At 64.3% G+C, this 26,264-nt stretch carries 24 protein-coding genes and 1 tRNA gene; 15 read left to right on the top strand and 10 right to left on the bottom strand.

Annotated elements, in window-relative coordinates; all coding sequences use genetic code 11:
- Positions 1-44: 44 nt before the first annotated feature.
- On the bottom strand, positions 45-1,352 hold the full coding sequence (locus F6X59_RS16430) for a nucleotide sugar dehydrogenase (RefSeq protein WP_152957127.1): 1,308 nt from the start codon (positions 1,350-1,352) through the stop codon (positions 45-47).
- A gap of 525 nt (positions 1,353-1,877) precedes the next feature.
- Between F6X59_RS16430 and F6X59_RS16425 the strand changes: the two genes are divergently transcribed.
- From F6X59_RS16425 to F6X59_RS16395, 7 genes are all read left to right on the top strand, one after another.
- Complete coding sequence (locus F6X59_RS16425; protein WP_152957126.1) at positions 1,878-2,267, top strand: helix-turn-helix domain-containing protein; 390 nt, start codon at positions 1,878-1,880, stop codon at positions 2,265-2,267.
- A gap of 64 nt (positions 2,268-2,331) precedes the next feature.
- On the top strand, positions 2,332-2,970 hold the full coding sequence (uvrY, locus tag F6X59_RS16420; RefSeq protein WP_054884910.1) for a UvrY/SirA/GacA family response regulator transcription factor: 639 nt from the start codon (positions 2,332-2,334) through the stop codon (positions 2,968-2,970).
- Positions 2,971-2,976: 6 nt separating this feature from the next.
- Positions 2,977-4,800, top strand: coding sequence for an excinuclease ABC subunit UvrC (gene uvrC, locus F6X59_RS16415; RefSeq protein WP_152957125.1), 1,824 nt, complete (start codon positions 2,977-2,979; stop codon positions 4,798-4,800).
- Positions 4,801-4,833: 33 nt separating this feature from the next.
- Entirely contained in the window at positions 4,834-5,394 is a 561-nt protein-coding gene (pgsA, locus tag F6X59_RS16410) for a CDP-diacylglycerol--glycerol-3-phosphate 3-phosphatidyltransferase (protein WP_027920568.1), read from the top strand.
- Positions 5,395-5,458: 64 nt separating this feature from the next.
- Positions 5,459-5,534: transfer RNA gene (locus F6X59_RS16405), tRNA-Gly, on the top strand.
- A 151-nt stretch (positions 5,535-5,685) separates the two neighbouring features.
- A complete protein-coding gene (locus F6X59_RS16400) occupies positions 5,686-5,949 on the top strand; it encodes a hypothetical protein (RefSeq protein ID WP_152957124.1) in 264 nt (87 codons plus the stop codon).
- Positions 5,946-6,719 (top strand): Fic family protein, encoded by a 774-nt coding sequence (locus F6X59_RS16395; protein ID WP_152957123.1) that lies wholly within the window; start codon positions 5,946-5,948, stop codon positions 6,717-6,719. The genes F6X59_RS16400 and F6X59_RS16395 overlap by 4 nt, the downstream gene beginning before the upstream one ends.
- A gap of 127 nt (positions 6,720-6,846) precedes the next feature.
- Here F6X59_RS16395 and F6X59_RS16390 read toward each other — a convergent pair whose 3' ends face one another.
- Entirely contained in the window at positions 6,847-8,094 is a 1,248-nt protein-coding gene (locus tag F6X59_RS16390; protein ID WP_152957122.1) for an MFS transporter, read from the bottom strand.
- A gap of 195 nt (positions 8,095-8,289) precedes the next feature.
- The gene (locus F6X59_RS16385; protein WP_178120099.1) at positions 8,290-9,147 is read right to left on the bottom strand and encodes a LysR substrate-binding domain-containing protein; all 858 of its coding nucleotides are present in this window, start codon (positions 9,145-9,147) and stop codon (positions 8,290-8,292) included.
- A 245-nt stretch (positions 9,148-9,392) separates the two neighbouring features.
- On the opposite strand from F6X59_RS16385, the gene F6X59_RS16380 reads away from it, so the two are divergent.
- From F6X59_RS16380 to metC, 6 genes are all read left to right on the top strand, one after another.
- Positions 9,393-10,232: a transporter substrate-binding domain-containing protein gene (locus tag F6X59_RS16380; RefSeq protein WP_152957120.1), complete on the top strand. Its 840-nt coding sequence runs from the start codon at positions 9,393-9,395 to the stop codon at positions 10,230-10,232.
- Positions 10,232-10,966, top strand: coding sequence for an amino acid ABC transporter permease (locus tag F6X59_RS16375; RefSeq protein ID WP_152957119.1), 735 nt, complete (start codon positions 10,232-10,234; stop codon positions 10,964-10,966). The genes F6X59_RS16380 and F6X59_RS16375 overlap by 1 nt, the downstream gene beginning before the upstream one ends.
- Complete coding sequence (locus F6X59_RS16370; protein WP_152957118.1) at positions 10,956-11,636, top strand: amino acid ABC transporter permease; 681 nt, start codon at positions 10,956-10,958, stop codon at positions 11,634-11,636. The genes F6X59_RS16375 and F6X59_RS16370 overlap by 11 nt, the downstream gene beginning before the upstream one ends.
- Complete coding sequence (locus F6X59_RS16365; protein ID WP_152957117.1) at positions 11,626-12,444, top strand: amino acid ABC transporter ATP-binding protein; 819 nt, start codon at positions 11,626-11,628, stop codon at positions 12,442-12,444. The genes F6X59_RS16370 and F6X59_RS16365 overlap by 11 nt, the downstream gene beginning before the upstream one ends.
- A gap of 29 nt (positions 12,445-12,473) precedes the next feature.
- Positions 12,474-13,064, top strand: a complete 591-nt coding sequence (locus tag F6X59_RS16360; protein WP_152957116.1) for a cysteine dioxygenase family protein — start codon at positions 12,474-12,476, stop codon at positions 13,062-13,064.
- A gap of 76 nt (positions 13,065-13,140) precedes the next feature.
- Positions 13,141-15,840, top strand: coding sequence for a cystathionine beta-lyase (gene metC / locus F6X59_RS16355; protein ID WP_152957115.1), 2,700 nt, complete (start codon positions 13,141-13,143; stop codon positions 15,838-15,840).
- Positions 15,841-15,882: 42 nt separating this feature from the next.
- On the opposite strand, the gene F6X59_RS16350 is transcribed toward metC, so the two are convergent.
- The 7 genes from F6X59_RS16350 to F6X59_RS16320 all read right to left on the bottom strand — a co-directional run bounded on the left by F6X59_RS16350 (position 15,883) and on the right by F6X59_RS16320 (position 23,056).
- Positions 15,883-16,488: an HAD family phosphatase gene (locus F6X59_RS16350; protein WP_152957114.1), complete on the bottom strand. Its 606-nt coding sequence runs from the start codon at positions 16,486-16,488 to the stop codon at positions 15,883-15,885.
- Positions 16,485-17,273 carry a GntR family transcriptional regulator gene (locus F6X59_RS16345; protein ID WP_152957113.1) on the bottom strand — a complete coding sequence of 263 codons (789 nt, stop codon included), beginning with the start codon at positions 17,271-17,273 and terminating at the stop codon, positions 16,485-16,487. Before F6X59_RS16345 ends, F6X59_RS16350 begins: the two co-directional genes overlap by 4 nt.
- A complete protein-coding gene (pnuC, locus tag F6X59_RS16340) occupies positions 17,270-17,866 on the bottom strand; it encodes a nicotinamide riboside transporter PnuC (protein ID WP_152957112.1) in 597 nt (198 codons plus the stop codon). Before pnuC ends, F6X59_RS16345 begins: the two co-directional genes overlap by 4 nt.
- Positions 17,867-17,884: 18 nt before the next feature.
- Positions 17,885-20,050 (bottom strand): TonB-dependent siderophore receptor, encoded by a 2,166-nt coding sequence (locus tag F6X59_RS16335; protein WP_152957111.1) that lies wholly within the window; start codon positions 20,048-20,050, stop codon positions 17,885-17,887.
- Between the two features lie 67 nt (positions 20,051-20,117).
- Positions 20,118-20,996, bottom strand: a complete 879-nt coding sequence (locus tag F6X59_RS16330) for a sulfurtransferase (RefSeq protein ID WP_152957110.1) — start codon at positions 20,994-20,996, stop codon at positions 20,118-20,120.
- 12 nt (positions 20,997-21,008) lie between these two features.
- On the bottom strand, positions 21,009-22,157 hold the full coding sequence (locus tag F6X59_RS16325) for a phosphotransferase enzyme family protein (RefSeq protein WP_152957109.1): 1,149 nt from the start codon (positions 22,155-22,157) through the stop codon (positions 21,009-21,011).
- Positions 22,154-23,056: an ABC transporter substrate-binding protein gene (locus F6X59_RS16320; RefSeq protein WP_256669361.1), complete on the bottom strand. Its 903-nt coding sequence runs from the start codon at positions 23,054-23,056 to the stop codon at positions 22,154-22,156. Before F6X59_RS16320 ends, F6X59_RS16325 begins: the two co-directional genes overlap by 4 nt.
- 341 nt (positions 23,057-23,397) lie before the next feature.
- Between F6X59_RS16320 and F6X59_RS16315 the strand changes: the two genes are divergently transcribed.
- Positions 23,398-24,780 (top strand): LLM class flavin-dependent oxidoreductase, encoded by a 1,383-nt coding sequence (locus F6X59_RS16315; protein ID WP_152957107.1) that lies wholly within the window; start codon positions 23,398-23,400, stop codon positions 24,778-24,780.
- 88 nt (positions 24,781-24,868) lie between these two features.
- Positions 24,869-26,242 carry an oligosaccharide flippase family protein gene (locus tag F6X59_RS16310; RefSeq protein WP_152957106.1) on the top strand — a complete coding sequence of 458 codons (1,374 nt, stop codon included), beginning with the start codon at positions 24,869-24,871 and terminating at the stop codon, positions 26,240-26,242.
- The last annotated feature ends 22 nt before the right edge of the window (positions 26,243-26,264 follow it).

Raw genomic sequence — 26,264 nt, 5'->3', positions numbered from 1 at the left:
GGCGTGAGCCTGTGGCGGGTGGAGCGCGGTGGGTGCCGGGTCGGTTACCAGCAGATGCCTTGGGTGCGGCTGTCGCTCAGGCCGGGCATGAAGCCGACCAGGTCGATCACCTGTTTGCCGTGGCCGGCTTGCAGGGCGCTGGCGAAGCGCGGGTCGTTGTTGCCCAGGACGATCACCTCGGCGTCATCGATCACCTGCTGCAGGTCGCTGTGCAGCAGCGACGAAACGTGCGGGATCTTCGCTTCGATGTATTCCTTGTTGGCCCCGTGCACGCGGGCGTACTCGACGTTCTCGTCGAAGATGTTCAGCTGGTAGCCCTTGCCGATCAGGCGTTCGGCCAGTTCCACCAGCGGGCTTTCGCGCAGGTCGTCGGTGCCGGCCTTGAAGGCAAGGCCGAGCAGGGCGATCTTGCGTTTGTCCTGGCGCTCGATGAGGTCGAAGGCGTTCTGCACCTGCGAGACGTTGCTGGCCATCAGCGAGTCGAGCAGCGGCGCCTTCACATCCAGGCTGGCGGCGCGGTAGGTGAGGGCACGCACGTCCTTGGGCAAGCACGAGCCGCCGAAGGCGAACCCCGGGCGCAGGTAGTAGCGCGACAGGTTGAGCTTGTGGTCCTGGCAGACCACATCCATCACCTCGCGGCCATCGACGCCGGCAGCCTTGGCGATGTTGCCGATCTCGTTGGCGAAGGTGACCTTGGTCGCGTGCCAGACGTTGCAGGTGTACTTGATCATCTCGGCGACTTCGATCGACTTGCGGATCACCGGGGCATCAAGGCCGTTGTACAGCGACTCGAGCAGGTCGCCGGACTGGCTGTCCAGTTCGCCGATCACGGTCATGGCCGGGAAGTCGTAGTCCTGGATCGCCGTGCTTTCGCGCAGGAATTCCGGGTTGACCGCCACGCCGAAGTCGACGCCAGCCTGTTTGCCCGAGTACTGCTCAAGGATCGGCACCACCACGTTCTTTACCGTGCCTGGCAGCACGGTGCTGCGCACCACCACGGTGTGACGGTTGCCCTTGTCGCGCAGGGCGGTGCCGATTTCCCGGCAGACCGCTTCCATGTACACCAGGTCCAGGTCGCCGTTCTTCTTGCTCGGGGTGCCGACGCACAGCAGCGACAGGTCGGTGGCGAGGATCGCCGCCTGCACGTCGGTGGTGCCGCGCAGGCGGCCCATGCTGACGCCTTCCTGCAGCAGCTGCTCCAGGCCCGGTTCGACGATCGGCGACTTGCCTTGGTTGATCAGGTCGATTTTGGCCGGGGAAATGTCCACCCCCAGCACATTGTGGCCGCGGGCCGACAGGCAGCCCGCGCAGACTGCGCCAACATAGCCAAGTCCAAAGATACTGATGTTCATAGGTCCCTCTCCCTGGGGCACGGCAAAGCCGGCCGAGATACATCGTTCATGAAGTTGTCAAAATGGCAGACGCGCAGAAGTAAGCCGCGCTCGGAAGTGGCGTTGCAGGCTGTTTCTAGTTGGTCTTTTTACAGCCTAATGGCGTTCTTATTTTTATTGCAAGCTTTGATATTCGCTGGTTTGAAAATAACTTGCATGTTCTCTGTGAAAGTTTAAAAACCGTTACAAATCAACGACTTAAAGTTGTTGTTAGTTGGGCGTCAAAAAAATGATAACCCTGCGACTGGCAATAAAGTGGCGCCAAAGGTGTGGCGCCATGCGGGTTTTCCCCTTGCGCTGTTGGGCCTCAGTGGCGCGGCTGGGGCGTATAAAACCCCTGTAAATCAAGGCCTCGCAGGTAGGGTGATGGCGCAATACTGGCTTGCGACGCTGGCCGCCGATGGGCATAGTGACCGCACAGTCTGCAACTGCTCACAGGATTGTGAGCAGCCCCCATGACGGCAAAGGAACCAGGAGAAACGTCATATGAAAGGACTCGGTCCACGGCTGCGCGAAGAGCGTGAACGGCTGGGCATGACCCAGCGGGTATTTGGTGATATCGGCGGCGTCGAACCCAACGCCCAGGGCAAATACGAAAGTGGTGAGCGTACGCCTCGGGCGGATTACCTGGCGGCGTTGGCGAGCAAGGGCGTGGATGCGCTGTATGTGCTCAGCGGTGAGCGCACGCCGCCAGCGCTGGAAAGCCTGTCGGCGGATGAAACCGGTCTGCTGGGCGCGTTTCGGCGTTTGCCGGCGGCCGACAAGGCGGCTTTGTGGCATCTGCTGGGGCGCCTGGTGGGTGAGGGCAGCGGGGGTGAATTGGCACGGCAGCCCCACCATGAGCGTCAGACGTTTCTGAAGGAAGTTTTACGCTAGGTCCGCCATGAAAAATTTTGTTAAGGTGGCGGGATCCAATCGCCCCTGTTGACGAGGTGTCTGCTTGATTAGGGTCCTAGTGGTCGACGATCACGATCTGGTTCGAACCGGTATTACTCGCATGCTGGCCGATATCGACGGCCTGCAGGTGGTGGGTGAGGCGGATTCGGGCGAGTCGGCGCTGAAACTCGCCCGGGAACTGAAGCCTGACGTCGTGCTGATGGACGTGAAGATGCCTGGGATCGGCGGCCTGGAAGCCACCCGCAAGCTGCTGCGCAGCCACCCCGACATCAAGGTGGTGGCGGTTACCGTATGTGAAGAAGACCCGTTCCCCACCCGCCTGATGCAGGCCGGCGCCGCCGGTTACCTGACCAAGGGCGCCGGGCTGGACGAAATGGTCCAGGCCATTCGCCTGGCTTTTGCCGGCCAACGCTATATCAGCCCGCAGATCGCCCAGCAGCTGGCGCTCAAGTCGTTCCAGCCGCAAGCGTCGCCGTTCGATGCGCTGTCGGAGCGGGAAATCCAGATCGCCCTGATGATTGTCGGCTGCCAGAAAGTGCAGATCATCTCCGACAAGTTGTGTCTGTCGCCCAAGACCGTCAATACTTATCGTTATCGGATCTTCGAAAAACTCTCGGTCACCAGCGACGTCGAACTGACCTTGCTGGCCGTTCGCCACGGTATGGTTGACGCAAGCCTGTAAACCCTCATGTCACAAGTCTTTGATGCCAGCGCGTTCCTGGCGACCTGCAGTGGTCGCCCGGGCGTATACCGGATGTTCGACGCCGAGGCGCGGCTGCTCTATGTGGGCAAGGCCAAGAACCTCAAGAAGCGCTTGGCCAGCTATTTCCGCAAGACCGGCCTGGCGCCGAAAACCGCCGCGCTGGTGGGGCGCATCGCCCAGGTCGAAACCACCATCACCGCCAACGAGACCGAGGCGCTGCTGCTGGAGCAGAACCTGATCAAGCAGTGGCGCCCGCCGTACAACATTCTGTTGCGCGACGATAAGTCCTACCCGTACGTGTTCCTGTCGGACGGCGAATTCCCGCGCCTGGGCATTCACCGGGGGGCGAAGAAAGCCAAGGGGCGTTACTTCGGGCCGTACCCCAGTGCGGGCGCCATTCGCGAGAGCCTCAGCCTGCTGCAGAAGGCTTTTTCCGTGCGCCAGTGCGAAGACAGCTACTTCGCCAACCGCACCCGGCCGTGCCTGCAATACCAGATCAAGCGCTGCAAAGGCCCATGCACCCTGTTGGTCACCGCCGAAGAGTATGCCGAGGACGTGCGTCACTCGGTGATGTTTCTGGAGGGCCGCAGCCAGCAGTTGGGCAACGAGCTCAACGAAGCCATGGAAAAGGCGGCGATGGCCCTCAACTTCGAGAAGGCCGCCGAGCTGCGTGACCAGATTGCCCTGTTGCGCCGGGTCCAGGACCAGCAGTACATCGAAGGTGGCTCCGGCGACGTCGATGTGGTGGCCGCCTTCGTCAACCCGGGTGGTGCCTGCGTGCACCTGATCAGCGTGCGCGGCGGCCGGGTGCTGGGCAGCAAGAACTTCTTCCCGCAGGTGGGCATCGAGGAGGAGGTGGCCGAAGTCATGGCCGCGTTCCTGTCGCAGTACTACCTGGGCAATGCCGAGCGCGAACTGCCTGGCGAGCTGATCGTCAATGTGGTGCACGAAGACTTCGAGGCCATCACCGAAGCGGTGCAGAGCCTGCGTGGCCGCGAGCTGACCATCAGCCACCGCGTGCGCGGCACCCGTGCGCGCTGGCAGCAACTGGCGGTGACCAATGCCGAACAGGCACTCAATGCCCGCCTGGCCAACCGCCAGCACATGGCTGCACGCTTCGAGGCCCTGGCCGAAGTGCTCGGCCTGGATGAAGTGCCGCAGCGCCTGGAATGCTATGACATCAGCCACTCCAGCGGCGAAGCCACGGTCGCCAGCTGCGTGGTGTTCGGCCCGGAGGGCCCGATCAAGTCGGATTACCGCCGCTTCAACATCGAAGGCGTCACCGCGGGCGACGATTATGCTGCCATGCACCAGGCCCTGACCCGTCGCTACGGGCGGATCAAGGACGGCGAGGGCAAGTTGCCCGATGTGTTGCTGGTGGACGGTGGCAAGGGCCAGCTGAACATGGCCCGCGAAGTGATGCAGGAGCTGGCCTTCACCGACCTGACCCTGCTCGGCGTGGCCAAGGGTGTGACCCGCAAGGCCGGCTTCGAGACCCTTTACCTCAACGACGTGGCCCACGAGTTCACCCTCAAGGGCGACAACCCGGCGCTGCACCTGATCCAGCAGATCCGCGACGAAGCCCACCGCTTTGCCATTACCGGCCACCGTGCCCGGCGCGGCAAGGCCCGCCGCACATCAAGCCTGGAAGACGTCGCCGGGGTAGGGCCCAAGCGCCGCCGCGACCTGCTGAAACACTTCGGCGGCCTGCAGGAGCTCAACCGCGCCAGCATCGATGAGATCGCCAAAGCCCCCGGCATCAGTAAAAAGCTTGCCGAGTCGATTTATGCCAGCCTGCATAGCGAGTAGAATGCCGGGCTCAACCCGCAGCCAGTCGTACCGATGAATATTCCAAACCTGCTCACCGTTCTACGCGTCCTGCTCATCCCGATCTTCATCCTGCTGTTCTATGTGCCCTATCACTGGAGCTACATGGCCGCCAGCACGGTGTTCGCCATCGCTGCCGCCACCGACTGGCTGGACGGCTACCTGGCGCGTCGCCTGCAGCAGAGCACCCCGTTCGGCGCCTTCCTCGACCCGGTGGCCGACAAGCTGATGGTGGCCGTGGCCCTGGTGCTGCTGGTGCAGGTGCACGCCAACTTCTGGCTGACCCTGCCGGCGGCAGTGATCATCGGCCGTGAAATCGTCGTGTCGGCGCTGCGCGAGTGGATGGCCGAACTGGGCGCGCGGGCGCATGTGGCGGTGTCCAGCCTGGGCAAGTGGAAGACTGCGGCGCAGATGCTGGCACTGGTGATCCTGCTGGCCAACCCGCCGGTGGTGAGCTTCTGGGTGGTGCTGGGCTACGGCCTGCTGCTGGTGGCGGCTGCGCTGACCCTGTGGTCGATGGTGCACTACCTGCTGGCCGCCTGGCCGCACCTGCGCGAAGGCTCCGAGCAAAAATAAAAGTTTTTTTGAATCAAGGGGTTGACGCCGTTTCAGATATCGCTAGAATGGCACCCATCACGACGCGGGAATAGCTCAGTTGGTAGAGCACGACCTTGCCAAGGTCGGGGTCGCGAGTTCGAGTCTCGTTTCCCGCTCCAAATTGGCCTTATCGAATACTTTCGGCAAGGCAAGAAAGAAGGCCCTTAGGGGCCTTTTTTCGTTTCTGTCATATGCCCATTGGCCTCCGCCGCCACGCCTGTCTGCTTGACCGAGCCCATGCTAAGATTTGGGGGTGAATGGAGACCTGAGATGACCCGATCTTCTGATGTCAGTGTTGCCACTGAAGTACGAAAGCTGGCCAAAAAGCACAACGTTACCGCCGAGCGTGACGGGGTGAGTGGCATGGCTGTGACTATTAGTCGTCTAGCTGGCGATATGATCAACTTGGACGTTGTCGAACAGTTGCTGGTGAACCTTAAAAGAAAAGGCGTGCTCAGCAAGGTTGAGATCATGACACTTCAAGGGCGCTATCTCGCTGAAAAACGGCGTACCAGCAAACCGATCAGCGCATGACCTTCGACCCGTTCGGAGATTTCGAGACGGCAGGTTATCTGCAGAACGCGCTGCAGCTAAAAGATCCTATCGAGGTTAAAGAGTCGGAGCATTTGTCGTTCGAGGCCAGTATCGAAGATGCGCTCGCGTTTCTCCAGAATGAGCCTTTGATCGACTATGGCGCTGTGCTCAAGGTCCATGAAATTCTCTTTTCAGCCTTTTACCACTGGGCGGGTAGAGACCGGAACGAACTGGTGCCGCATCTTGCCGTTTTCAAAGGCATGCATGGTGATCCCGGCAGTACGGTATTTGAGCATCCTGCACAGGTTAGGCGGGCTGTGGATTACGCGCTCCAATTGGCGGGCAATAGTGGACGCTTTCGGGACCGCCCTGGCGAGGTCATGGGGCAACTGGCATTTGCTCACCCATTTCTGGACGGTAATGGGCGCACTATCTTGCTGGTGTTCATGGAGCTCTCGTTCCGAGCAGGTTTTGCCATCGATTGGTCGAAAACACAGAAAGACCTGTACCTGCGTGCTCTCAGTGACGAAATTCGCGAGCCGTCGACCGGCCATCTTGATCGCTATCTGCAGCCGTATGTGATCGACATTTGCAGCCGGGATGAGTGGCCGGGGGGCATCAGTGATATCAAAGGGCTGGATGGAATGGACAAAGAGGGGATTACGTACGAAAGCCTCGATGATCCAGAAGTTCAGCAGATCTACAAAACCTATCGTACAGCTGCACACGCCCCTATGACGGGTGAACCGAAAACCGAAATTGAGCCGTGAGTTCGAGTCTCGTTTCCCTCTCCAAATTGGCCTTGCCGAAGTATTTCGGCAAGGCAAGTAAGAAGGCCCTTCGGGGCCTTTTTTCGTTTCTGCGAAAAATTTCTGCAATCCGCACATTCCAAGCTGTTCAGGTCGATTCGGCAGGCGTGGCCGAGGACGACGGCGACGCGCCGGGGTGGGTTTCCGGCAGCGCCACCAGCACCAGCACGAAGGCGACTGCGGCAATTGCCGCCAAGGCAAGAAACGCAGCATCGTAGCCAGCGGCCTGCAGCACCAGCCCAGCGAGACCAGGGCTCAGCGCCGCGCCCAGCCCGAACATCGTCGTCAACGCGCCGAGGCTGACATTGAAGCGCCCGCTGCCTTCGGTCAGATCCTTGACCACGATCGGTAACAGGGCACCGAAAATGCCGGCGCCGATGCCGTCGAGCAATTGCACGCCGACCAGCCAGAACGGGTTGTCGGAAACCACGTAGAGCGCACCCCGTATCGGCAGGATGAGAAAGCCGGCCAGCAGGAACGGCTTGCGCCCCCACTGCTCGGCCTTGGCCCCCACCAGCATGGCCATCGGTACCATCACCAACTGCGCCGCGACGATGCAGGCAGAGGTAAGCGGTGTGGCCAGGCGCAGGTCGATCTGTGACAGCTTCTGGCTGACCAGCGGCAGCATCGCCGCGTTGGCAAGGTGAAACAACGCGCAGCACACTGCGAATATCAATAGGGTGCGGTTGTGCAGCAGCACCCTCAGCCCGGCAGGGTGGTCAGCCGCCATCGGGCCATGGCCAAGGCCGCGAGCCAGCTGGTGGTCGATGGCCGCAGCGGGTACCCGGACCGTGGCCACGATGCTGGCCACGGTCATGACCGCCATCAGGTAGAACACCACCACCGGGCCGAACAGGTACGCCAGGCCGCCGGCCAGCAGCGCCGAGCAGGCATTGCCGGCATGGTTGAACGTTTCGTTGCGGCCGACCCGGCGGGTGAATGCCTTGGGGCCGGTGATGCCGAGCGATATGGCGGCAATCGCTGGCGCGAACACCGAGCCTGCCAGGGCCGCGACCGTCTGGGTCAAGGCTACCCCGGCGAACGACGAGATCCACGGTAGCAGCAGGCAACTGCCGGTCACCAGCAGGGCGGCGATCACCACCACCGCGCGCTTGGCCCTGGTGCTGTCGATCAGCGCTCCGGCCGGCGTTTGCGCCAGCAGCGCGACGATGCCCGCCAGGCTCATCACCAGGCCGATGCTCGCTGGTTGCCACTGGTGCACGGCAAGCAGGTAGATGGCCAGGTACGGCCCCAGGCCGTCGCGTACGTCGGCGAGGAAGAAATTCAGCCAGTCCAGGGCACGGTGATGTGAGGCGAGGGGCTTTGAAGAGGTCAAGGATGCAATCTCGTAAACGCCATGGGGTGCAATCAGCAGCCGGCATGCGGGGCGTGGCCCGCTCTGGTTAAAGGACTGCCAGGGTGGGCGATAGGTTCCTGGCCCAGGCGCTCGTACCTCGCCGGGCACAAGTCAGGGCTGGCGACCGCTCGCCCTGGCACGGCCTGCGGCCTGATGCTTTACGGGGCATGCGTATCAGGCCCCGACGCTGGCGCGCACCATCGCGTAAGCCTGGCGCACCAGCGGGTTGGCACTGTTGGCCCGCACCCACAGGTAGTAAGTCACGTCAGGCAGCGCCGGCAGGCCATCGCTTTGTCCGAGCACGCGCATGTCGGGGCCGACCATTTCCTGGCTGCGCGCAGTAATGCCCAGGCCGGCACGCACCGCTGCCTTGACGCCGATCAGATTGGATGCCAGGTAGGTCTGGCGCCAGGCGATGCCGGCGTGCTCCAGCGCTTCGAGCGCCAGCTTGCGGTACAGGCTGGGTTCGTCCACCAGCACCAGTGGCAAGGGCTCCCCTGGCAGGTGCTGATAGTGGGCCGCACATATCCACCACACCGGCGAGGCACGCAGTGCGAAGCCTTCCAGGCCCGGCGCGGTACGGGTGGAGATGACCATGTCGACTTTGCCGCGCTGCAGGTCATCCATCAGGAACGGGCTGCGGCCAACGTCGATCTCCAGGCGCAGGTTGGGCGCCGAGCGGGCGATGTGGCTGAGCAGCGGAGGCAGGATGGTGTCGGCGATGTCGTGGGGCGAGCCGATACGCAGCACGCCGCTCAGGCTGTCGTGACGCAGGCCGGCCAGTGCCTCGTCGTTGAGCGCGAGCATCTGCCGGGCGTGGCGTAGCAACTGACGGCCTGCATCGGTAAGGGATTTCTGCCGGCCCTGCTTGCGCAGCAGCGCCACGCCCACCTGCTGCTCCAGGCGCTGCATGTGCTGGGTCACCGAGGCCTGGGTGCGGCCCAGATGGCGGCCGGCCTCGGCGAAGCTTGTGTGGTCGGCGATGGCGACGAAGGTGCGCAGCAGGTCGAGGTCCAGAGCAGGTGTGGTCATGGGCAGGCATCTTTGCATCAAGGGCTGACGAAAAAAGATAAAGAATCATTATGTTTAGAGTGCCAGGGATAGAAGTGCTCGTCTACAGGAGCCCGTATTTACTGGCTTATTCCATTTTTTAAGCGTTTCTATATCGTCTGAGTTATAAGGATAGTCAATATTTGAATTTCCCCTCACCTCGGCAACTTCCTAGCATGCGCCCTCACTGGCCGGGCGTTCCGGCTGCCGGGATGAGGAGCTCCACCATGTCGCTGTCCACCGTCGCCCGTCGCGGGTTGTTTGCATCATTGCTGGCCACTGCCACCCTGGCCGCCAGCGGCATGGCCCAGGCCGACGCCACCCTGGACAAGATACAGCAACGCCACAAGCTGTCGGTGGGGGTGGTGCTGTCCGGGGGCCCGTTTGGTGCCATCGACCCGGTCAGCCGCCAGCCCATCGGCTTCAGTGTCGACCTGGCTCGCGACCTGGCTCGCCAGCTGGGCGTCGAAGTGGACCTGGTGGCCGTACAGCCAGCCAACCGCGTGCAGTTCCTGCAGCAGGGCAAGGTCGACCTGCTGATCGCCAACATGGAATGGACTGCCGAGCGCGACAAGCTGCTGGGCCACGTGCCCACCCCCTTCTACCGCGTCGGCGGCACCGCCGTGCTGGCCGACGGCAGCCCGGTCAAGGCCTGGGCCGACCTCAAGGGCCAGCCGGTGTGCACCAGCCAGGGCAGCAGCTACACCCAGGCCCTGGTAAACCTGGGCGCCGACATCAAGGCCTTCAAGACCTCCGCCGAATCGCTGCTGGCCCTGCGCGGCAACAATTGCGTGGCCGCCGTGCACGACGCCACGCTGATCAACCCGCTGCTGGCCAAGGGCGGTGAATGGAGCGGCTACCGAGCCCTCACCCCCGAGCTCAACCCGGCGCCTTCGGTGATCTGGACACGCCTGGGCGAGACCGATACCCAGCAGCGCCTGGACCCTTTCGTCAAGCAGTGGCACCGCAGCGGCTGGCTGATCGAGCGTGAGCAGGCCAACCACATTACCCCGGCTTCGCCCGCGCTGGTGGAACTGCGCGCCAAGCTGCAGGGTGAAGGCGCTTGATGAGCGATGTCCTGCACTGGCTGGTCGGGCAGCTTGCCCGACTTGGTCTGGACTACAGCTTTGTGTTCGACGCCTACGCCAGCGGCAAGTTGCTGGATGGCGCGCTGACCACGCTGTGGCTGTGCCTGTGCGGCATCGCCGGCAGCCTGCTGGTGGGTGTGCTGCTGGCTGCGGCGGTGACCACCGGACGCCGCTGGCTGGCCTGGCCGGCGCGGGCCTTCATCGAGGTCACCCGCAACACCCCGACCCTGGTGCAGCTGTACTGCGCCTTCCTGGTGCTGAACATGCTGATCAACCAAAGCCTGGGCAGCGCCAACCCCATGACGCCATTCGCCTGGGTGGTGCTGGTGATCTCGCTGCACAAAGGTGCCTTCCATGCCGAGGCCCTGCGTGCCGGCATTGAGGCTGTGCCGGTGGTGACCCTGGAGGCGGCCTGCTCGCTGGCCTTCAGCCGCCGCCAGCAACTGCTGCAGGTGCAATTGCCGCTGGCGCTGCGCTTTGCCTTGCCGGCGTTGGTCAACAACCTCATCGACCTGGTGAAGATGACCGCCGTGGCTTCAGCCATCGCCGTCAACGACATCACCTACGCCGCGATCATGATCTGGACCCAAGGTGACAATGTCATCGAGCTGATGATCCTGATCCTGGCCTTCTTCGGGCTGCTGAGCCTTGCAGTCAACTGTGCCGGCCGCGCCCTGGAGGCGCGCCTGAGGATGCCTGGCTATGGCCATTGAGAACCTTGCCACCCTGTGGCACTGGTCGCCGACCCTGGGCGCAGGGCTTGTGCAGAATATCCAGATCAGCGTCGGTGCCATCGGCCTAGGCACGTTGCTGGGGCTGGTGGTGGGCACCTTGCTGCTGTCGCCCTTGGCACCGTTGCGTGTGCTGGCGCGGCTTTGGGTGCAAGTGTTTCGCAACGCGCCCTGGCTGGTGCTGATCTATTTCACCTCTTATGTATTCCCCTTCGACATTCAGGTGGCTGGCACCTGGGTGGCATTTCCCGACTGGCTGAAGGTCACCGTCGGTCTGGCCCTGCCGGCCAGCGCCAACGTGGCCGAGATCTTCCGCGGCGCGGTCGCGTCGATCCCGGGCACCCAGTGGGAGGCGGCGCGCTCGCTGGCCTTCAGCCGCGGGCAGATTTTTCGTTCGATCATCCTGCCGCAGTGCCTGCGGCGCATGCTGCCGCCGTGGATGAACCTGTATGCGGTGGTAACCATGGGCACCGCGCTGGCTTCGCTGGTGGGGGTGCGCGACCTGATCGACAGCGCGCAGATTGCCGCCAACACGGTCAACCGCAGCGGTTTTACGGTGCTGGTTTACTTCAGCGTGCTGGCGCTGTTCTTCGCCTATTGCTACCCGATTGCCCGCCTGACCCAACGCCTGGAGCGCCGTTATGCCTTCTGAACCCCTGATCCAGTTGCGTGACGTGCACCTGGCTTTTGCCGACACCCCGGTACTGCGGGGCATCGACCTGGACGTGCAGGCCGGCCAGGCGGTGTCGATCATCGGCCCGTCCGGCTCTGGCAAGTCGACCATCCTGCGCTGCATGACGGGCCTGCTGCGGCCCCAGCACGGCAGCATCCGCATCGGCGGCACCCAGGTCGAGCGACTGCGCGGCGAGGCCGGGCTGATTGCCCTGCGCAAGCAGGTGGGCTTCGTCTTCCAGCAATACAACCTGTTCCCGCACCTGAGCGTGCTGGACAACCTGATGATCGCGCCGACCAAGGTACTTGGCCGTGACCGCGCGCTGGCCCGCGAACAGGCCCTGGCGCTGCTCGAGAAGGTGCGCCTGGGGCACAAGGCTGCTACCTTCCCGGGCGAGCTGTCGGGCGGGCAGCAGCAGCGGGTGGCCATTGCCCGCGCCCTGGCCATGCGTCCCAGGCTGATCCTGTTCGACGAGGTGACCTCGGCGCTGGACCCGGAGATGGTCGGCGAGGTGCTGGCAGTGATTCGCGAGCTGACCGAGGAGGGCATGGCCTGCGTGCTGGTCACCCATGAAATGCGGTTTGCCGAGGAGATCAGCGACCAGGTGTATTTCACCGAGCACGGTCGCATTGTCGAGCATGGCAGCGCAGAGCAGGTGTTTCGCGCCCCCACCCACGAACGCACCCGCGCGTTCCTCCAGCATGCGCTGGGCGAGGGCGGCCACCGCCCCAGCCGACCGGCGCCCGATGTGTTGAGCAACCTGGGGCGTTACAGCCTCAGTGTGTGATGCCCGTTTTCCCAGAAGAGAGACCGACCATGTTACGTGATTCCGTGATCGAGCCGTTCCTCGCGCAAGTGCGCGCCATCCATGAACACGGTGTCGACCGCGCCGCGCTGCAGCAGATTGTCGTGCTGCTCGAAGGCCTGGCGGAGCGCCGCGAGCTGTTCAACTTCGAGCGCTTCCCGGCGCCTGATGCAGCCACCGGTGAGACCCAGTTCCGCTACCGCCTGAATGACGACGGAGAAGCGCCGACGCTGTACGTCAACTCGCTGTTGCCGGGCAAGGCGACCCTGCCGCACAACCATGAAACCTGGGCGATCATCGTCGCCGTCGAGGGCCAGGAGCTCAACCGCGTGTACCGCCGCGAGGACGACGGCAGCGACCCGCGCCGTGCACGCCTTGCGCTGGAACGCGAGATCGTGGTGCAGCCGGGTACATCCGTGGCGTTCCTCGGTGAAGACCTGCACGGCATTCGCGTGGAGGGCGACAGCCCGACCTTGCATTTTCACCTGTACGGCCGCCCGCTGGAGTCGCTGGAGAACCGCTACGGGGTCAAGGACGACGGCAGCGTGGTGAACTACAACAAGTCGCAGATGACGCCTTCGATCCAGGCCTACGGCCTTTGACAGGTGCTGCCTGCCCGCCAGAAGGCGGCTGGCAGGCCAGCGCTCCCCTTCAGAAAACGACCACGGACTGCGTCCCATGATTCCCAGCATCACCCCAGCGCTGCTGCACACCTGGCTGTTCGACGGACGGGAAATCGCCCTGTTCGACCTGCGCGAGCATGGTCAATATGGTGAGGCCCATCTGTTCCACGCCGTCAACCTGCCTTACAGCCACCTTGAGATCGAAGCCCCGCGCCTGGCGCCGAACCCGGCAGTCAGGGTGGTGGTATATGACGAACGCGGCGGCGAGTTGGCCCAGCGCGGAGCCCGGCGCTTGCAGGCCTTGGGTTACAGTGCCGTGCACTGCCTGGAGGGCGGCAGCCTGGGCTGGCAGGGCGCAGGCTTCGAACTGTTCGCCGGGGTGCACCTGCCGTCCAAGGCGTTCGGCGAGTTGGTCGAGCACACCTGCCACACCCCGTGCATCACCCCGCGGGAGCTGGCGGACTGGCAGCGCCAGGGCAGGCCGCTGGTGCTGCTCGACGGCCGGCCGTTGGACGAATTCGCCAAGATGAACATCCCCGGCGCCACCTGCTGCCCCAATGGTGAGCTGAGCTATCGCCTGGAAGACCTGGTCAGCGACCCGCATACGCCGGTGGTGATCAACTGTGCCGGCCGCACCCGCAGCATCATCGGCGCGCAGACCCTGATCAACCTGGGCATAGACAACCCGGTGTATGCCCTGGAAAACGGTACCCAGGGCTGGTTCCTGGCGGACCTGCCGCTGGAGCATGGCGCCCAGCGACATTATCCACCGCACAGCGGTAGCGCACTCAAGCAGCAGCACGCCCGCGCCGAAGCCCTGGCCCGCAAGGCAGGGGTCCGCAGGGTATCGGCGGCGCAGGTGCGCCAGTGGCAGCAAGACCCGCAGCGCAGCCTGTTCCTCTGCGACGTGCGTACCCCCGAGGAATACGCTGCGGGCAGCCTGCCCGGCGCCCAGCATTGCCCAGGTGGCCAGCTGATCCAGGGCACCGACCTGTACATCGGCGTGCGCCATGCGCGGGTCGTGCTGTTCGATGACGACGGCGTGCGCGCTCCGGTAGTGGCCAGCTGGCTGCGGCAGATGGGGCATGACGCCCATGTGCTTGAAAACGGCCTGGCCAGCGGCCTGGCGTTGTCCGGCCCGGCTGCTGTGCCACTGACCCTGGCCGAGGTCGACGCCTCCGGGCTGGACGGCGCCCTGTTGCTCGACCTGCGCCCGAGCAGCGCCTACCGCAAGCGCCACCTGCACGGCGCGAAGTGGGCGATCCGCCCGACCCTGGCCGAGCAGGTGAGGGCAGAGCGCCGCCCCCTGGTGTTCATCTGCGACGATCCACGCATCGCCGAGCTGGCCGCCAGTGAACTGCCCGCCGCCCAGCGCCAGAGCGCAGGGCTGTTCCCCCAGGCATTGCTGGGCGAATGGCCGCAGGTCGACGGCGACAGCAGCCTGGCCGACGCCGACTGCATCGATTTCCTGTTCTTCGTTCACGACCGCCACGCTGGCAACAAGGACGCGGCCCGTCGTTACCTCGCCTGGGAGACCGGCCTGATCGCGCAGATGCACCCGGCCGAGATCGCCAGTTTCACCCCGCTGACCCACAGCGACCCGTCGGCCACCCGGCTGGTGCATGGCGGACGCGGCGAGCCAGGCCCTGGTGCCCATGGCGTCAACCCGCCGGTCAGCCGCCTGAGCACCGTGCTGTTCGACAGCGTCGCCGAGCAGCGTGCGGCCCGTGGCAAGCGCGACCAGCAGCGGGTGCTGAGCTACGGGGCGCGGGGCAACCCCACGGCTTTCGCCCTGGAGGACCTGGTCAGCGAACTGGAGGGCGGCTACCGCTGCAAACTGTTCGCCACCGGCCTGCAGGCGATCAGCCAGACTTTTCTCGCCTACCTGCGCCCGGGTGATCATCTGCTGCTCAGCGATGGTGTCTATGGCCCGGTGCGGCGCCTGGCGCGTGAACTGTTGCAGCCGTTCGGCATCGCGGTGGAGTACTTCGCCGCCGATGGCCAGGGGCTGGAAGCGGCGTTGCAACCGAATACGCGCATGGTCTACAGCGAAAGCCCCAGTTCGCTGCTGTACGAGCTCAACGACCTGCCGGCCATGGCCGCCTTGTGCAAGCCGCGCGGGATCCTGCTGGCGGTGGACAATACCTGGGGCTCGGGCTACCTGCACCAGCCGCTGGCCCTGGGGGCGGACATCTCGGTGATGGCCCTGACCAAGTACTTCGCCGGCCACAGCGACGTGATGATGGGCAGTGTCTGCACCACCCGCGAGGCCTTCGCCGCGCTGTCGCGCAGCAGCGATACCTGCGGCTGCACGGTCAGCCCGGATGACGCCTGGCTGGTGCTACGGGGTGCCCGCAGCCTGGCCAGCCGCATGGCGGTGCATGAACGTCAGGGCCTGGAAATCGCCCGCTGGCTGCAAGCCCACGAGGAGGTGGCGCAGGTGTACCACCCAGGGTTGCCGGAGCATCCTGGTCATGCCTTGTGGCAGCGGGACTTCAAGGGCAGCAACGGGCTGCTCAGCCTGCTGTTGAGCGATGGCAGCCTGGGCCGGGCAGAGGCGTTCGCCGATCGCCTGCGGCTGTTCGGCATCGGCGCTTCCTGGGGTGGCTACGAAAGCCTGGTGACGCTTGGCGACCTCGGCGATCGGCGCTTTGCCACGCCGCTGCAGGGCACGCTGGTGCGTTTGCATGTCGGGCTGCAGGATGTCGGGTCGCTGCGCCGGGATCTGCAGCAGGCCCTGCAAGCACGCTATTGAACCGCGCCAATCGGCCTGCGTAGCTGCGGCTGGCCTAGGTAATCAACCGGGTCTTGTAACGTCCACTACCGGCAAGCCCCCACGTCGTGCGGCCTGCAACCCTTGCTCGCTGTCCTCGAACACCAGGCACCGCGCAGGTGTCAGCCCCAGTTGCCGGGCGGCTTGCAGATGGATGGCGGGATCGGGCTTGGCCTTGCCGACATCGTCGAAGGTGACAATGGTGTCGAACAACTCGGCCAAGCCCAGGGCGGCCAGTGAGCTCAGGACGATCTGCCGAGAGCCGCTGGACGCCACCGCCATCGGCTTGACCCCGGTGAACCGCCTGGCGATTGCCGTCACCCAGGTAATCTCCCGCACCTGCCGCGACAGGTTGGCCAGGTAGTGCTGGCGCATGGTCGCCACCACCCTGGGGCGATCCAGCGTGACCTGATAAGTGTGTTCGAATTGTGCCATCAGTTGCGTCTCGCACAGGCCGCAGTGGGCGGCGTGCCATGCGCCGTCCATGATTTTGCCAGACCCGGCGAAGCCCTCGCGCCAGGCAGCAGCATAGGCGGGCAGGCTGTCGATCAGGGTGCCATCGCAGTCGAAGATCAAGCCGTCGGCGGCCTGCAGCAGTGCTTCCAGCGCGGCGTCGGACAGGCCGTTCATGGCGCCTCGCCCTGGCCGGGATAGCGGGTTTGTAACACCACCGCGAGCGCATCCGGGCGCCAGAACTCCTGGTCGAATTCGACCGGCTGGCCGCGTTCGCCGAAGCTCAGGCGCTCCAGGTAAAAGCTGCTCGAGCCTGGGGAAACCTGCAGCAGGTCAGCCTGAAAGTCGTTCATCGTCTCGGGGTGCATGCACAGCTCGCTGCGCGACTGCACGCGGCCGAAACGTTCGCGCAGCAGGGCGGTCAGCGAGGTGTTGAGGTCGGCGTCGAGCAACCTGGGGCACCAGTCAGCCACCAGCACGTTGCACTCCAGCAGTACCGGACGCTGGTCGACCCAGCGGCGGCGCTGCAGGTAGAACACCGGTTCCTCCGGGTGTTCCAGGCCCATGCGCTTGGCCAGCCAGGCCCCGGCCGGGCGGCGTTCGGCGTGCAGGCACTCGGTGCGTGGCGTGCGCCCCTGGGTGGCGACGTATTCCATGAAGCCGATGATGCCGGTCGGGTCGTAGCGGATGCGTGGCGGGCTGACGTACCAGCCGCGGCGGTCCTGGCGGTAGATGACGCCGTCGGTTTCCAGCAACTGCAGGGCCTGGCGAAGGGTCACGCGGGTGCAGCCGAAGCGCTCGGCCATGTCCCGTTCCGCGGGTAGTTTGCTGTCGGCAGGCAGGCAGCACTGGGCCAGCTCGCTGGCCAGTTGATCGCGGATGCGCAGGTAATGGGGCTGGGAGGCGCGCCAGGTGGCTGGCGGCTGCGACTCGCTGACGAACGAGGTCCGAAACGGGTTCATTGCACCCCCTCGACGCCCACAGGCAGTGGCCGTTGCCGGGCCAGCAGCTCGTTGCGCCAGGCCAACAGGCCGTAGCCGGCCAGTACCACGAAACCGGCGTACAGGGCGGCCGTGAGTTGCAGGTCCTTGGACAGGAACAGCCCGACATAGGCGCTGTCGAGCACGATCCACAGCCCCCAGCTGGCGACATACTTGCGTGCCGCCCAGAAGCTCGCCACCAGGCTCAGCGAACTCAGCAGCGCGTCGATCCAGGGCGATGAAGCATCGGTGTAGCGCTGCATGAGCGCCCCCAGCACTACCGCACCGGCAAGCCCGGTCGCCAGGCTGGTGATGGCTTCGCGGCGTGGCAAGCGTTGTACCCCGACCTTGCCGGCGGCGCTGTAGCCCTGGCTCCAGCGCCACCAGCCGTAGCCCTGCAGCACGGCGAAGACCAGTTGCAGCAGCATGTCGCAATACAGCTTCACCTCGAAGAAGATCCAGGCATAGAGCAACACGGCAACCACGCTGACCGGCCAGCACCAGCGAATGCGCTGGGTGGTCAGCCACACGCCGAGGACATTGAACAGCACGGCGACAGTTTCCAACGGTGACATAGGCGCCTCCAGGGCAACTCAGAAATTCACGGTCGCGGACAGGCGGGCGGTGCGCGGTGCGCCCTGGAACAGGTAGCCGTCGCCCATGTACTCGCCCACATCGCGCCAGTAGCGCTTGTCGAACAGGTTGTCCACGGTCAGGCGCACTACCGTTTCATAGCCCTCCAGGTCGAGGGTGTAGCGTGCGCCGGCATCGAACACGGTGTAGCCCTCGACCTTCACGTTGCCGGCCTGGCTGGCATACTTGCTGGCGCTGTAGCGCAGGCCGCCGAGCAGGGCCAGGCCCTTGACGCTGGCGATGCTGTAGTCGGCGTGCAGGCTTGCGCGCACCTTCGGCACGTTGATCGCCTGATGGCCTTCGTAGCGGTCGGTGCCGCTGTCCTCGACCCGGGCGCGGATGGCCGCGGCACTGGCCGCCACCTGCAACTGCTCGGTCAGGCGGCCATTGGCGGAAAGTTCAAGGCCGATGTTCTCCTGGTCGCCTTGTTGCACGTAGGTGAAGCTGCCGTCGTCATTGGGGCGTGAGTACTGATAGGCCTTGCTGATGCGAAACAGCGCGGCGCCGAAGCTCAGGCCCTGCCAGTCACGCTTGGCGCCGAGCTCCAGTTGGCGTGACACCGTGGGCGGCAGGATCTCGTAGGCATTGGTGGTGAACCAAGCCGCTTCGCCGCCCAGGGACAAGCCCTTGCTGTAGCTGGTGTACAGGGAAATGTCCGGGCTGGGTTTGTAGATCAGTGCCACATTGGGCAGGAACTCCGAGCGCTGGGTATGGCGCGTGGTATTGCCGTCGATGTCGAAGGTTTTCTCGTCGAGGCGGACCTGGCGGCCGCCGAGAATGGCCTGCCAGTGTTCGCCGTAGCTCAGCCGGTCGGTGAGGAACAGGCCGTACTGGCGGCTGTCCAGGCGTCGATAAGTATGCCCCGGCGATGCGCTGCTCGGCGCAAAGTCGGGTACGGGCTGGTAGATGTTGGCGCTGCCCACCCATTCGTTGACCGCGTCGCGGCGGTCGACGAGCCGGCGCAAGGCGCTGCTGCCGAGGGTCAGCTCATGCTGCAAGGGGCCACTGTCGAAGCGCCCGCTCAGGCTCGCCTGGAGCTCGTCGTTGCGGCGGGTGTCGTCGGGGCTGCGGAAGTCATACACATCGTAGTCGCCCTCGGGGCTGAAGTAATTCGGCACGGCGGAGCTGGCGCAGCTCGGGGCGCCATAGCAGCCCCAGGCGAAGGCACTGTAGTCGTCGATCACCACCCGACTGCGCGAAGCGCTCAGGTTGGCACTCCAGTTATCGTCAAAGCGGTACTCGAAGCGGCTGCCAAGGTTGAGCGAGTCGATACCCACCGGTTTCGACCAGTGCTGGTCGGCCAGGCGGTCCTTGGGGTCGATGCCGCTGGGCACCACGTTACCGCCAAGCAACTGGTAGCCCGGTACCGAGCGCTGCTCGCGGGTCTGGTATTCGGCATCCAGTTGCAGCAGGGCGGCATCGCTGATGTTCCAGTCCACGGCCAGGGAGGCGAAATCACGTTTGCCGTCGGAGTTGTCCACATAGGAGCGGATGTCTTCATGGGCGAAGTTGGCGCGCACGCCCAGGCGCTGCTCGCTGTCGAGCCAGCCGCCAAGGTCGGTGGCCATGTAGCGTTCGCCCGATTCATTGCTCGCCACGGTGACCGAACGCACATTCTGCGGGCGCTTGGTGACGTAGTTGACCAGGCCGCCTGGCTCGGAAACACCGCTCTGCAGGCCAGAGAGGCCTTTGAGCAGCTCGACCTGCTGTTTGTTTTCCAGCGCCACGTTCTGCTCGCCGGTGATGGTGCTGCCGTTGATCTTGTAACTGTTGGCGGCGTTCAGGGAAAACCCTCGAACCACGAAGTTCTCGTAGTAGCCGATGGGTGCATAGCTTTCGCCAGTCGAGGCATCGTTGCTGAGCACTTCGCTGAGCAGCCGGGCCTGGCGATCCTTGAGCAGTTGCTCGGTAAACACCGCGACCGAGGCCGGGGTATCGAGCAGGGGCGCCTCGCCGAAACCACTCACGGCGGCAGTGCTGGCGCGGTAGCTGTCGGGTTGCTCGGCGGTGACCGTGACGGCCTCCAGCAGGGTGCTGTCCGCCCATGCCAGGGCCGGGCTCATTGACAGACTCAGCAGCCCTGACAAGAGGCCGTGGCGGTGTTGCAGGGACAGGGATGAAGCCATGGACAAACTCCTGGGTGACCAGCGGCGTGGCACCGAAAAACGGGTAGATGTGTGCAGGGGTGAAGCCTTAGTGCGCAGTTGCTCCGCTGGTCATTGGCAACGCAGGGTCGGCGGCCCATTCCTGGAGCGAGCCGTCGTAGATCGAAACGTTCTGGCGCCCCAGGCGCGTGAGGGCCAGGGCAGTGGCGGCGGCGGAAATGCCGCCACCGCAATAGAGAATCAGCGGTTGATCGCCTTCGAGCAGCGCTGAGCCGAGGGTTTTGGCCAGCGCCTGCGGTGGCAGGTAGCGGCCCTGTTGATCGAACAGTTCGCGGGCTGGCCGGTTGAGGCTGCCGGGGATATGGCCGCGTCGGGCATAGCGGCTCACCGCGCTGCCCTCGAACAGCCCTTTACCGAGCGCGCAGACCAGCGTGCCCGGGGCTTGGCCCTCGAGCACGGCCAGCACGTCTTCGCGGCTTGCCCAATGCCCGGGCTGAATGGTCAGGGCCACGGCTGAGCCCGGCGCCGCGCCCTGGGTCTGCTGGCCTTGGGCGAGCGCCAGGTTGGCCTGGCGCCAGGCCTTCAGGCCGCCGTCGAGTACCGAGGCGGCAATGCCCATGCTGCGTAACATCCACCAGAGGCGCGCCGCCCAAAAGCCGTCGTGCCGGTCGTAGATCACGATCTGCCGTGCCTCGGCGATGCCCAGGCGTGCCAAGGCATCCTGGGCAGCCGCTGGCGAGGGCAGGGCAAAGCTGTAGGGTGCCGAGGTATCGGCCAGCTCGCGCGTCAGGTCGGCATGCCGTGAGGTCGGAATATGTCCGGCCAGCCAGGCCGCATGCCCGCTGGCCACGCGATAGTCGCCATCGAAGCGCGCGGCGGCCAGCTCCACGCTGGCGTCGAGTACCGCCAGCCCCGGCTGCTGCAGGCCCTGTTGCAAGGCATGGGGTGAAATGAGGATGTCGGGCATGGCGGGCTCCTGTCAGCGCGTGCGGGCGATGCGGTCGAGGTGATCGAGCAGGCGCACGCCTTCGCTGTCGCCAAACCAGCGGCCATGGCCGATCAGGAAGTTGTGGTAGGCGATGTCGGCGTTGCTCCGGGAGCCGACGATGCCCTGGAAGTAGTCGATTTCCGAAAGGGCGAAATCCACATGCACCAGCGGCAGCAGCGCTTTCAGCGTAAGCAGGTCGGCTTGGGTCAGCGCGCGCTGACTGTTGTAGCCCTGCAGCAGCGCATCGACTGCGTCGAGGTCGGCGCTGGCGCGACCGCCGGCATCGAGCTCAAGCCAGGGGATACAATTGCGCTCCAGTGCGGTGGCCAGGTCGAACATGGCGAAGGTCAGGTCGCTCAGGCCGAAGTCAAGGATGCTGTGCACCTGGGCGCTGCTTCCTGGTTCGGTCCACAGCAGGTTGGAGGCATGCCAGTCGTTGTGGGTCCACAAGGGGGCCTGCTGCCCGAGCAGCGGCAGCAGGGCCTGGTGGTGGGGCAGGTAGAGTTCGCGTAGTGCCTGCTGCCAGTGCTTGCCCGCGAGGTATTGGCTCAGCGCCGGCTGCTGCGCCAGGGCCTTTTCGATCGACGCCAGCGGGGCGCTGCTGCCAAACAGGCGCAAGTTGGCGACCAGCACCGGGGTGCGCCGGGCTCGCGCGCCAAAGCCTTCTGCAGCCTGGTGCAGGCGAGCGAGGGCCGCGCCCGCCGCGTGGGCATGGGCCAGGGTAAGGAACGGGGTCCACGACAGCGCATCACGGTACAGGTCCTGGCCTTGGGCGAGCGGCAACACTTCGTAGGTCCATTCCCCCAGGGCGATGGCGCTGCGCCGGTTGCGGTCGAGCAATGGCGTGACAACCGGTGCACCACGCTGTTCGAGGTAGTGAACGAAGCGGTGTTCCTCCAATAGCCAGGAGGGCTGGCGGACACGGCGGTGGTGGCGCTTGACGAACACTTCCCCGTGCGCCGTGCGCACCTGGGCGGCAGCCGAGAAGGGGCGTGGGCTGTGCCAGTGCAGCGAGTGCACGGCGCCCACCTGCGGGAAGTGCTGCAGCACGTCTTCCACAGCCTGTTGTGTCAAGGCAGGCCAGTCGGCTTGCACAGGTTGCAAGCCCATGCCGTGGGCGATACGCAAGGGCTCGGTCATGCCTGCGGCTCCGTCAGGTAGCGGTTGCTGGTGGCGCCGCGCCAGGCGTCGGCATCGGCCAGTACGCCATGGCAGTGCAACCATTGGGCGTAGGGTGCGATCAGTTCTTCGCGTTGCTGGCCCCAGCGCCCTTGGTGCAGCCAGGTCGGTGCGATGTGCTGTAGCGACTGGCTGAGCAGTTCCCCCGGAAAGTAAGGCGTGGCGGCCTCATAGGCGGCCAGGGCGCTCTGCGGGTCTTCGGCTGCCGCGCGAAAACCACGCTCGGTGGCGGCGAGGAAGGCGCGGGCAGTCTCGGGATTGTCCTCGAACCAGCGTTGCTGGCCGCCAAGCAGGTAGCTGTGGTAACGCGGTGCGCCGATCTCATCGACCGGCCATACGACGCGGCGCTCGGCCGGAATCGGGCTGTCCATCAGCGCTTCCCAGGCCCAGTAGCCGCCGAAACTGGCGTGGGCAGTGCCCGCAGCCAGGTCCTCGGGACGCAGCTCGCGCACCTTGCTGTCGACGATGATGACGGCATCCGGGTCGCCACCATCCTTGGCCACCAGATGGCGGACCATCGCCAGGCCACGGGGCGTAGGGTTGAGCGCCAGGCGTTTGCCCGCAAGGTCTCTGGGGCGGCGAATGCCGAAGTCGGTGAGCGTCTGGATTGATTCGAGCCCTTGGTGGTTGATGGCCGCGACGCCCAGCAGCGGCTGGCCAAGGCTGCGTCTGACCAGCAAGCGGTTGCTGGGGAACACGCCGACATCGGCCTGGCCGTGGAGCAGGTGTTCCAAGGTGTCGCCGTGGAACGGGTCCGGCACAGCAAGGTGTACCGACAAGCCAGCCTCCTGATACCAGCCGCGCTCCCTGGCGAGGTAAAAACCTGCCGAATTGGGCCAGGGGTGAAAATATTCCAGCATTACCCGTACTGCGATCATCCTGTCGTGCTCCTTGGTGCCCTCAGGGCTCATGGAGCGATTTAACGGGGAGGTGTCTGGTATATACCAATATCCGTGAGCTATACGGTTATTCCTGCTGGGCATAAATAGAAATATTTTAATTTCTTTATGTTCGTTAAACCTGTGACGCTTCCGATGCATGCCAGGGGGCGGCCGGTGAGGCTTTTCGCCTCCCAGGGCAAAGGGCAATCTTCGCATATTGTTATTCTTAAATATTATTACAAATAATTTTTATATTCCTACTTAATATTTAAAAGCTCTCTGCCTGGCTGGCGCTGACACCCGTTATTACAGGAATCCTCATGTCCGATCCGAAACCCCTTTTGTTCGCGCTCTACGAGCAGGCCAGTGTTGGCTGTGGCGGCGCACCGAGCCTGTGGACACACCCGGCTGATGAGCGCCTGGCCGCCAATACTTTCCAGTTCTGGGCAAACCAGGCGCGCATCGCCGACCAGGCCAACCTCGACATGTTGTTCTTCGCCGATGTGCTGGGCTTCTACGATGTGTTCGGCGGCAATGCTGAGGCCGCCGTGAAGTGGGCAGTGGAGGCGCCTGCCAACGACCCGCTGATGATCATTCCGGGCCTGGCTGCGATCACCCGCAACCTGGCGTTCGGCGCCACCGTGTCGACGACCTACGAACACCCGTTCAGCCACGCCCGGCGGTTCAGCACGCTCGACCACATGAGCAATGGCCGGATCGGCTGGAACATCGTTACCTCTTATCTTTCCAGCGCAGCGCGCAACTTTGGCCTGGAACAGATGATCAAGCATGACGACCGCTATGAACGGGCCGAAGAGTTCATGGACGTGGCCTACAAGCTTTGGGAAGGCAGCTGGGCGGACGACGCCGTGGTGGCGGACAAAGCGCGGCGGGTGTATGCCCGGGGGGAGGGCGTGAAGCCGATCAACCACACGGGTGAACGTTATCGTGTGGCCGGGCCGCACCTCACCGCACCTTCGCCACAGCGAACGCCGCTGCTGATCCAGGCTGGCTGGTCTGGCAGGGGACGCGAATTCGCGGCCAAGCATGCCGAGCTGATCTTCATCGCCAAGTCGAACCCACACGAGATCCGCCAGGGCCTGGAGGAAATCTGGAGCATGGCCGAAGCGCGTGGGCGTGCGCGGGCTGATGTGCAGTCGCTGACCGTGTTGCGGATCGTCACGGGCAAAACCGAGATCGAGGCCCAGCGCAAGTACGACGCGTTGCAGAGCCACTATCACCTGGAGGCTCAATTGGTCAGCTATGCCGGCGATACCGGTATCGACTTGAGCCGTTATGCCGACAGCGATGCCTTGGCGACCCATACCGAAGGCCTCACGTCCTACATGATGCGCCCCGATGGCAGCGGCAAGCCGTTGACGGCAGGTGATGTCCGGCAGCGCTTTGCCAACGTCACGCGGGGCACCGACCTGATCCTGGTGGGTACGCCGGCGCAGGTGGCCGATCGCATTGAAGAGCATGCGCGTATTTCCGGCACCAGTGGCTATATGCTCAACCCGCTGACCAGCCCAGGTACGCTGGAGGATTTCGTCGAATGGGTGGTGCCAGAGTTGCAAAAGCGAGGGCTCTATCGCACCCAGCCGCAAAGCGGCACGCTGCGTTCCCGGTTGAGAGCAGACGGCGCCAGCCGCTTGCCGTCAAGCGCATATGGCGCTACGTTCCGCCCGGCAAGCACCGGCTGACCCTGCGCGAGACCTATCGACACTGATGCAATAGCAGCATGGCAGATTGAGACTATAGTAACGTCTAAAAACCAGGTCAGTGGGTGCCATGTCTACGATCGATCTGTCGTCCTCGCAAAGTCTTCGCAAACGCGTGTTGTTGGCTGGGGCACTGAATATCGGCTCCATCGTGGCCTCCCAGGTCATTCGCCTGGGCGGCAACCTGATCATCACCCGCTTGCTGCTGCCGGAAATGTTCGGCCTCATGGCCATTGCCACCACGGTGTCGGTGTTGCTGCTGTTACTGTCCGACGTGGGCCTGCGGCAGAACATCATCCAGAGCCCGCGCGGCGACGAGCCGCTGTTCCTCAACACCATCTGGTCGCTGCAGATCATTCGCGGCCTTGGGCTGTTTGTGGTGATGCAACTGGTGGCGCTGGCCTCCTGGGTGTCCCAGCACTTCGAAATGTGGCCAGCGCATTCCACCTACGCCGCCCCGGAGTTGCCTGCGGTGCTGGCCGTCACTGGCTTTTTCGCGATCATCTTCGCCTTCCAGTCGACCAAGATCGATGTGGCCATCCGCACCTTCCAGCAGAAGAAAGTGGTGCTGGTCGAGCTGATTTCGCAAATCGCCGGCCTGGTGGTGATGCTGGTGATCGGCTACCTCACCCGCTCCATCTGGGCGCTGGTGGCTGCCGGCCTGGTCTCCACCCTGGTCACCACGGTGCTCAGCCACCTGATTTTCCCGGGGCACAAGGACCGCCCGCAATGGGACCCGGCAGCGCTGCGCGAAATCGTCAACTACGGCCGCTGGGTGTTCCTGTCGTCCGCGGTCGGCGTGCTGGCCATGCAGGGTGACCGAATCTGGTTCGGCGGCAGCATGACGGTGGCGCAGCTGGGGGTGTATTCGATTGCGGTGGGCATTCTGGCGGCCTTCCAGCTCAGCCTGCAGCGGCTGGCCGGGGCGGTGGCTTTGCCGGCCTTCAGCGAGGCGGCCAGGACCGGTGACATGGAGCGCCTGCGCAACCTGTATTTCCGCTTCAGGCTGATCTTCGATGTGCTGACCCTGTTCACCTGCGGCTTCCTGTTCACCGCCAGCCCGCTGATCATTCATTGGCTCTATGACGCCCGCTACCAGGACGCCGGGCAGATGATGGCGATCCTGTCGTTGTCGCTGTTCACCTTGCGCTACGGCCTGACGCAACAGATATGGATGGCCCTGGGGCTGACCAAGTACATGGCCATGGACAACATCATCCGGGTGGTGGCGCTATTCACCCTGATGCCGCTGCTGCTGGCCATTGGCGGGGTGACCTATGCGTTGTGGGGGGTGGCCCTGCATACCTTCTTCACGCTGTTCCTGATCTTCAAGGTCAGCCACCAGCTGGGCATGCTGAGTATCAAGCGCGAGCTGGTGGTGCTGCCCGTCATGCTGTTCGGTGCCCTGTGTGGCCAGTTCATCAGCCATCTGTTTGCCTTCTGATCGGCTGTACCAAGGACCTGAA

The organism is Pseudomonas sp. MN1F (genome assembly GCF_009391885.1).
Taxonomy (GTDB): Bacteria; Pseudomonadota; Gammaproteobacteria; order Pseudomonadales; family Pseudomonadaceae; genus Aquipseudomonas.
The sequence above is the reverse complement of the archived record's forward strand: the minus strand, read 5'-3'. Positions and strand labels throughout refer to the sequence as shown.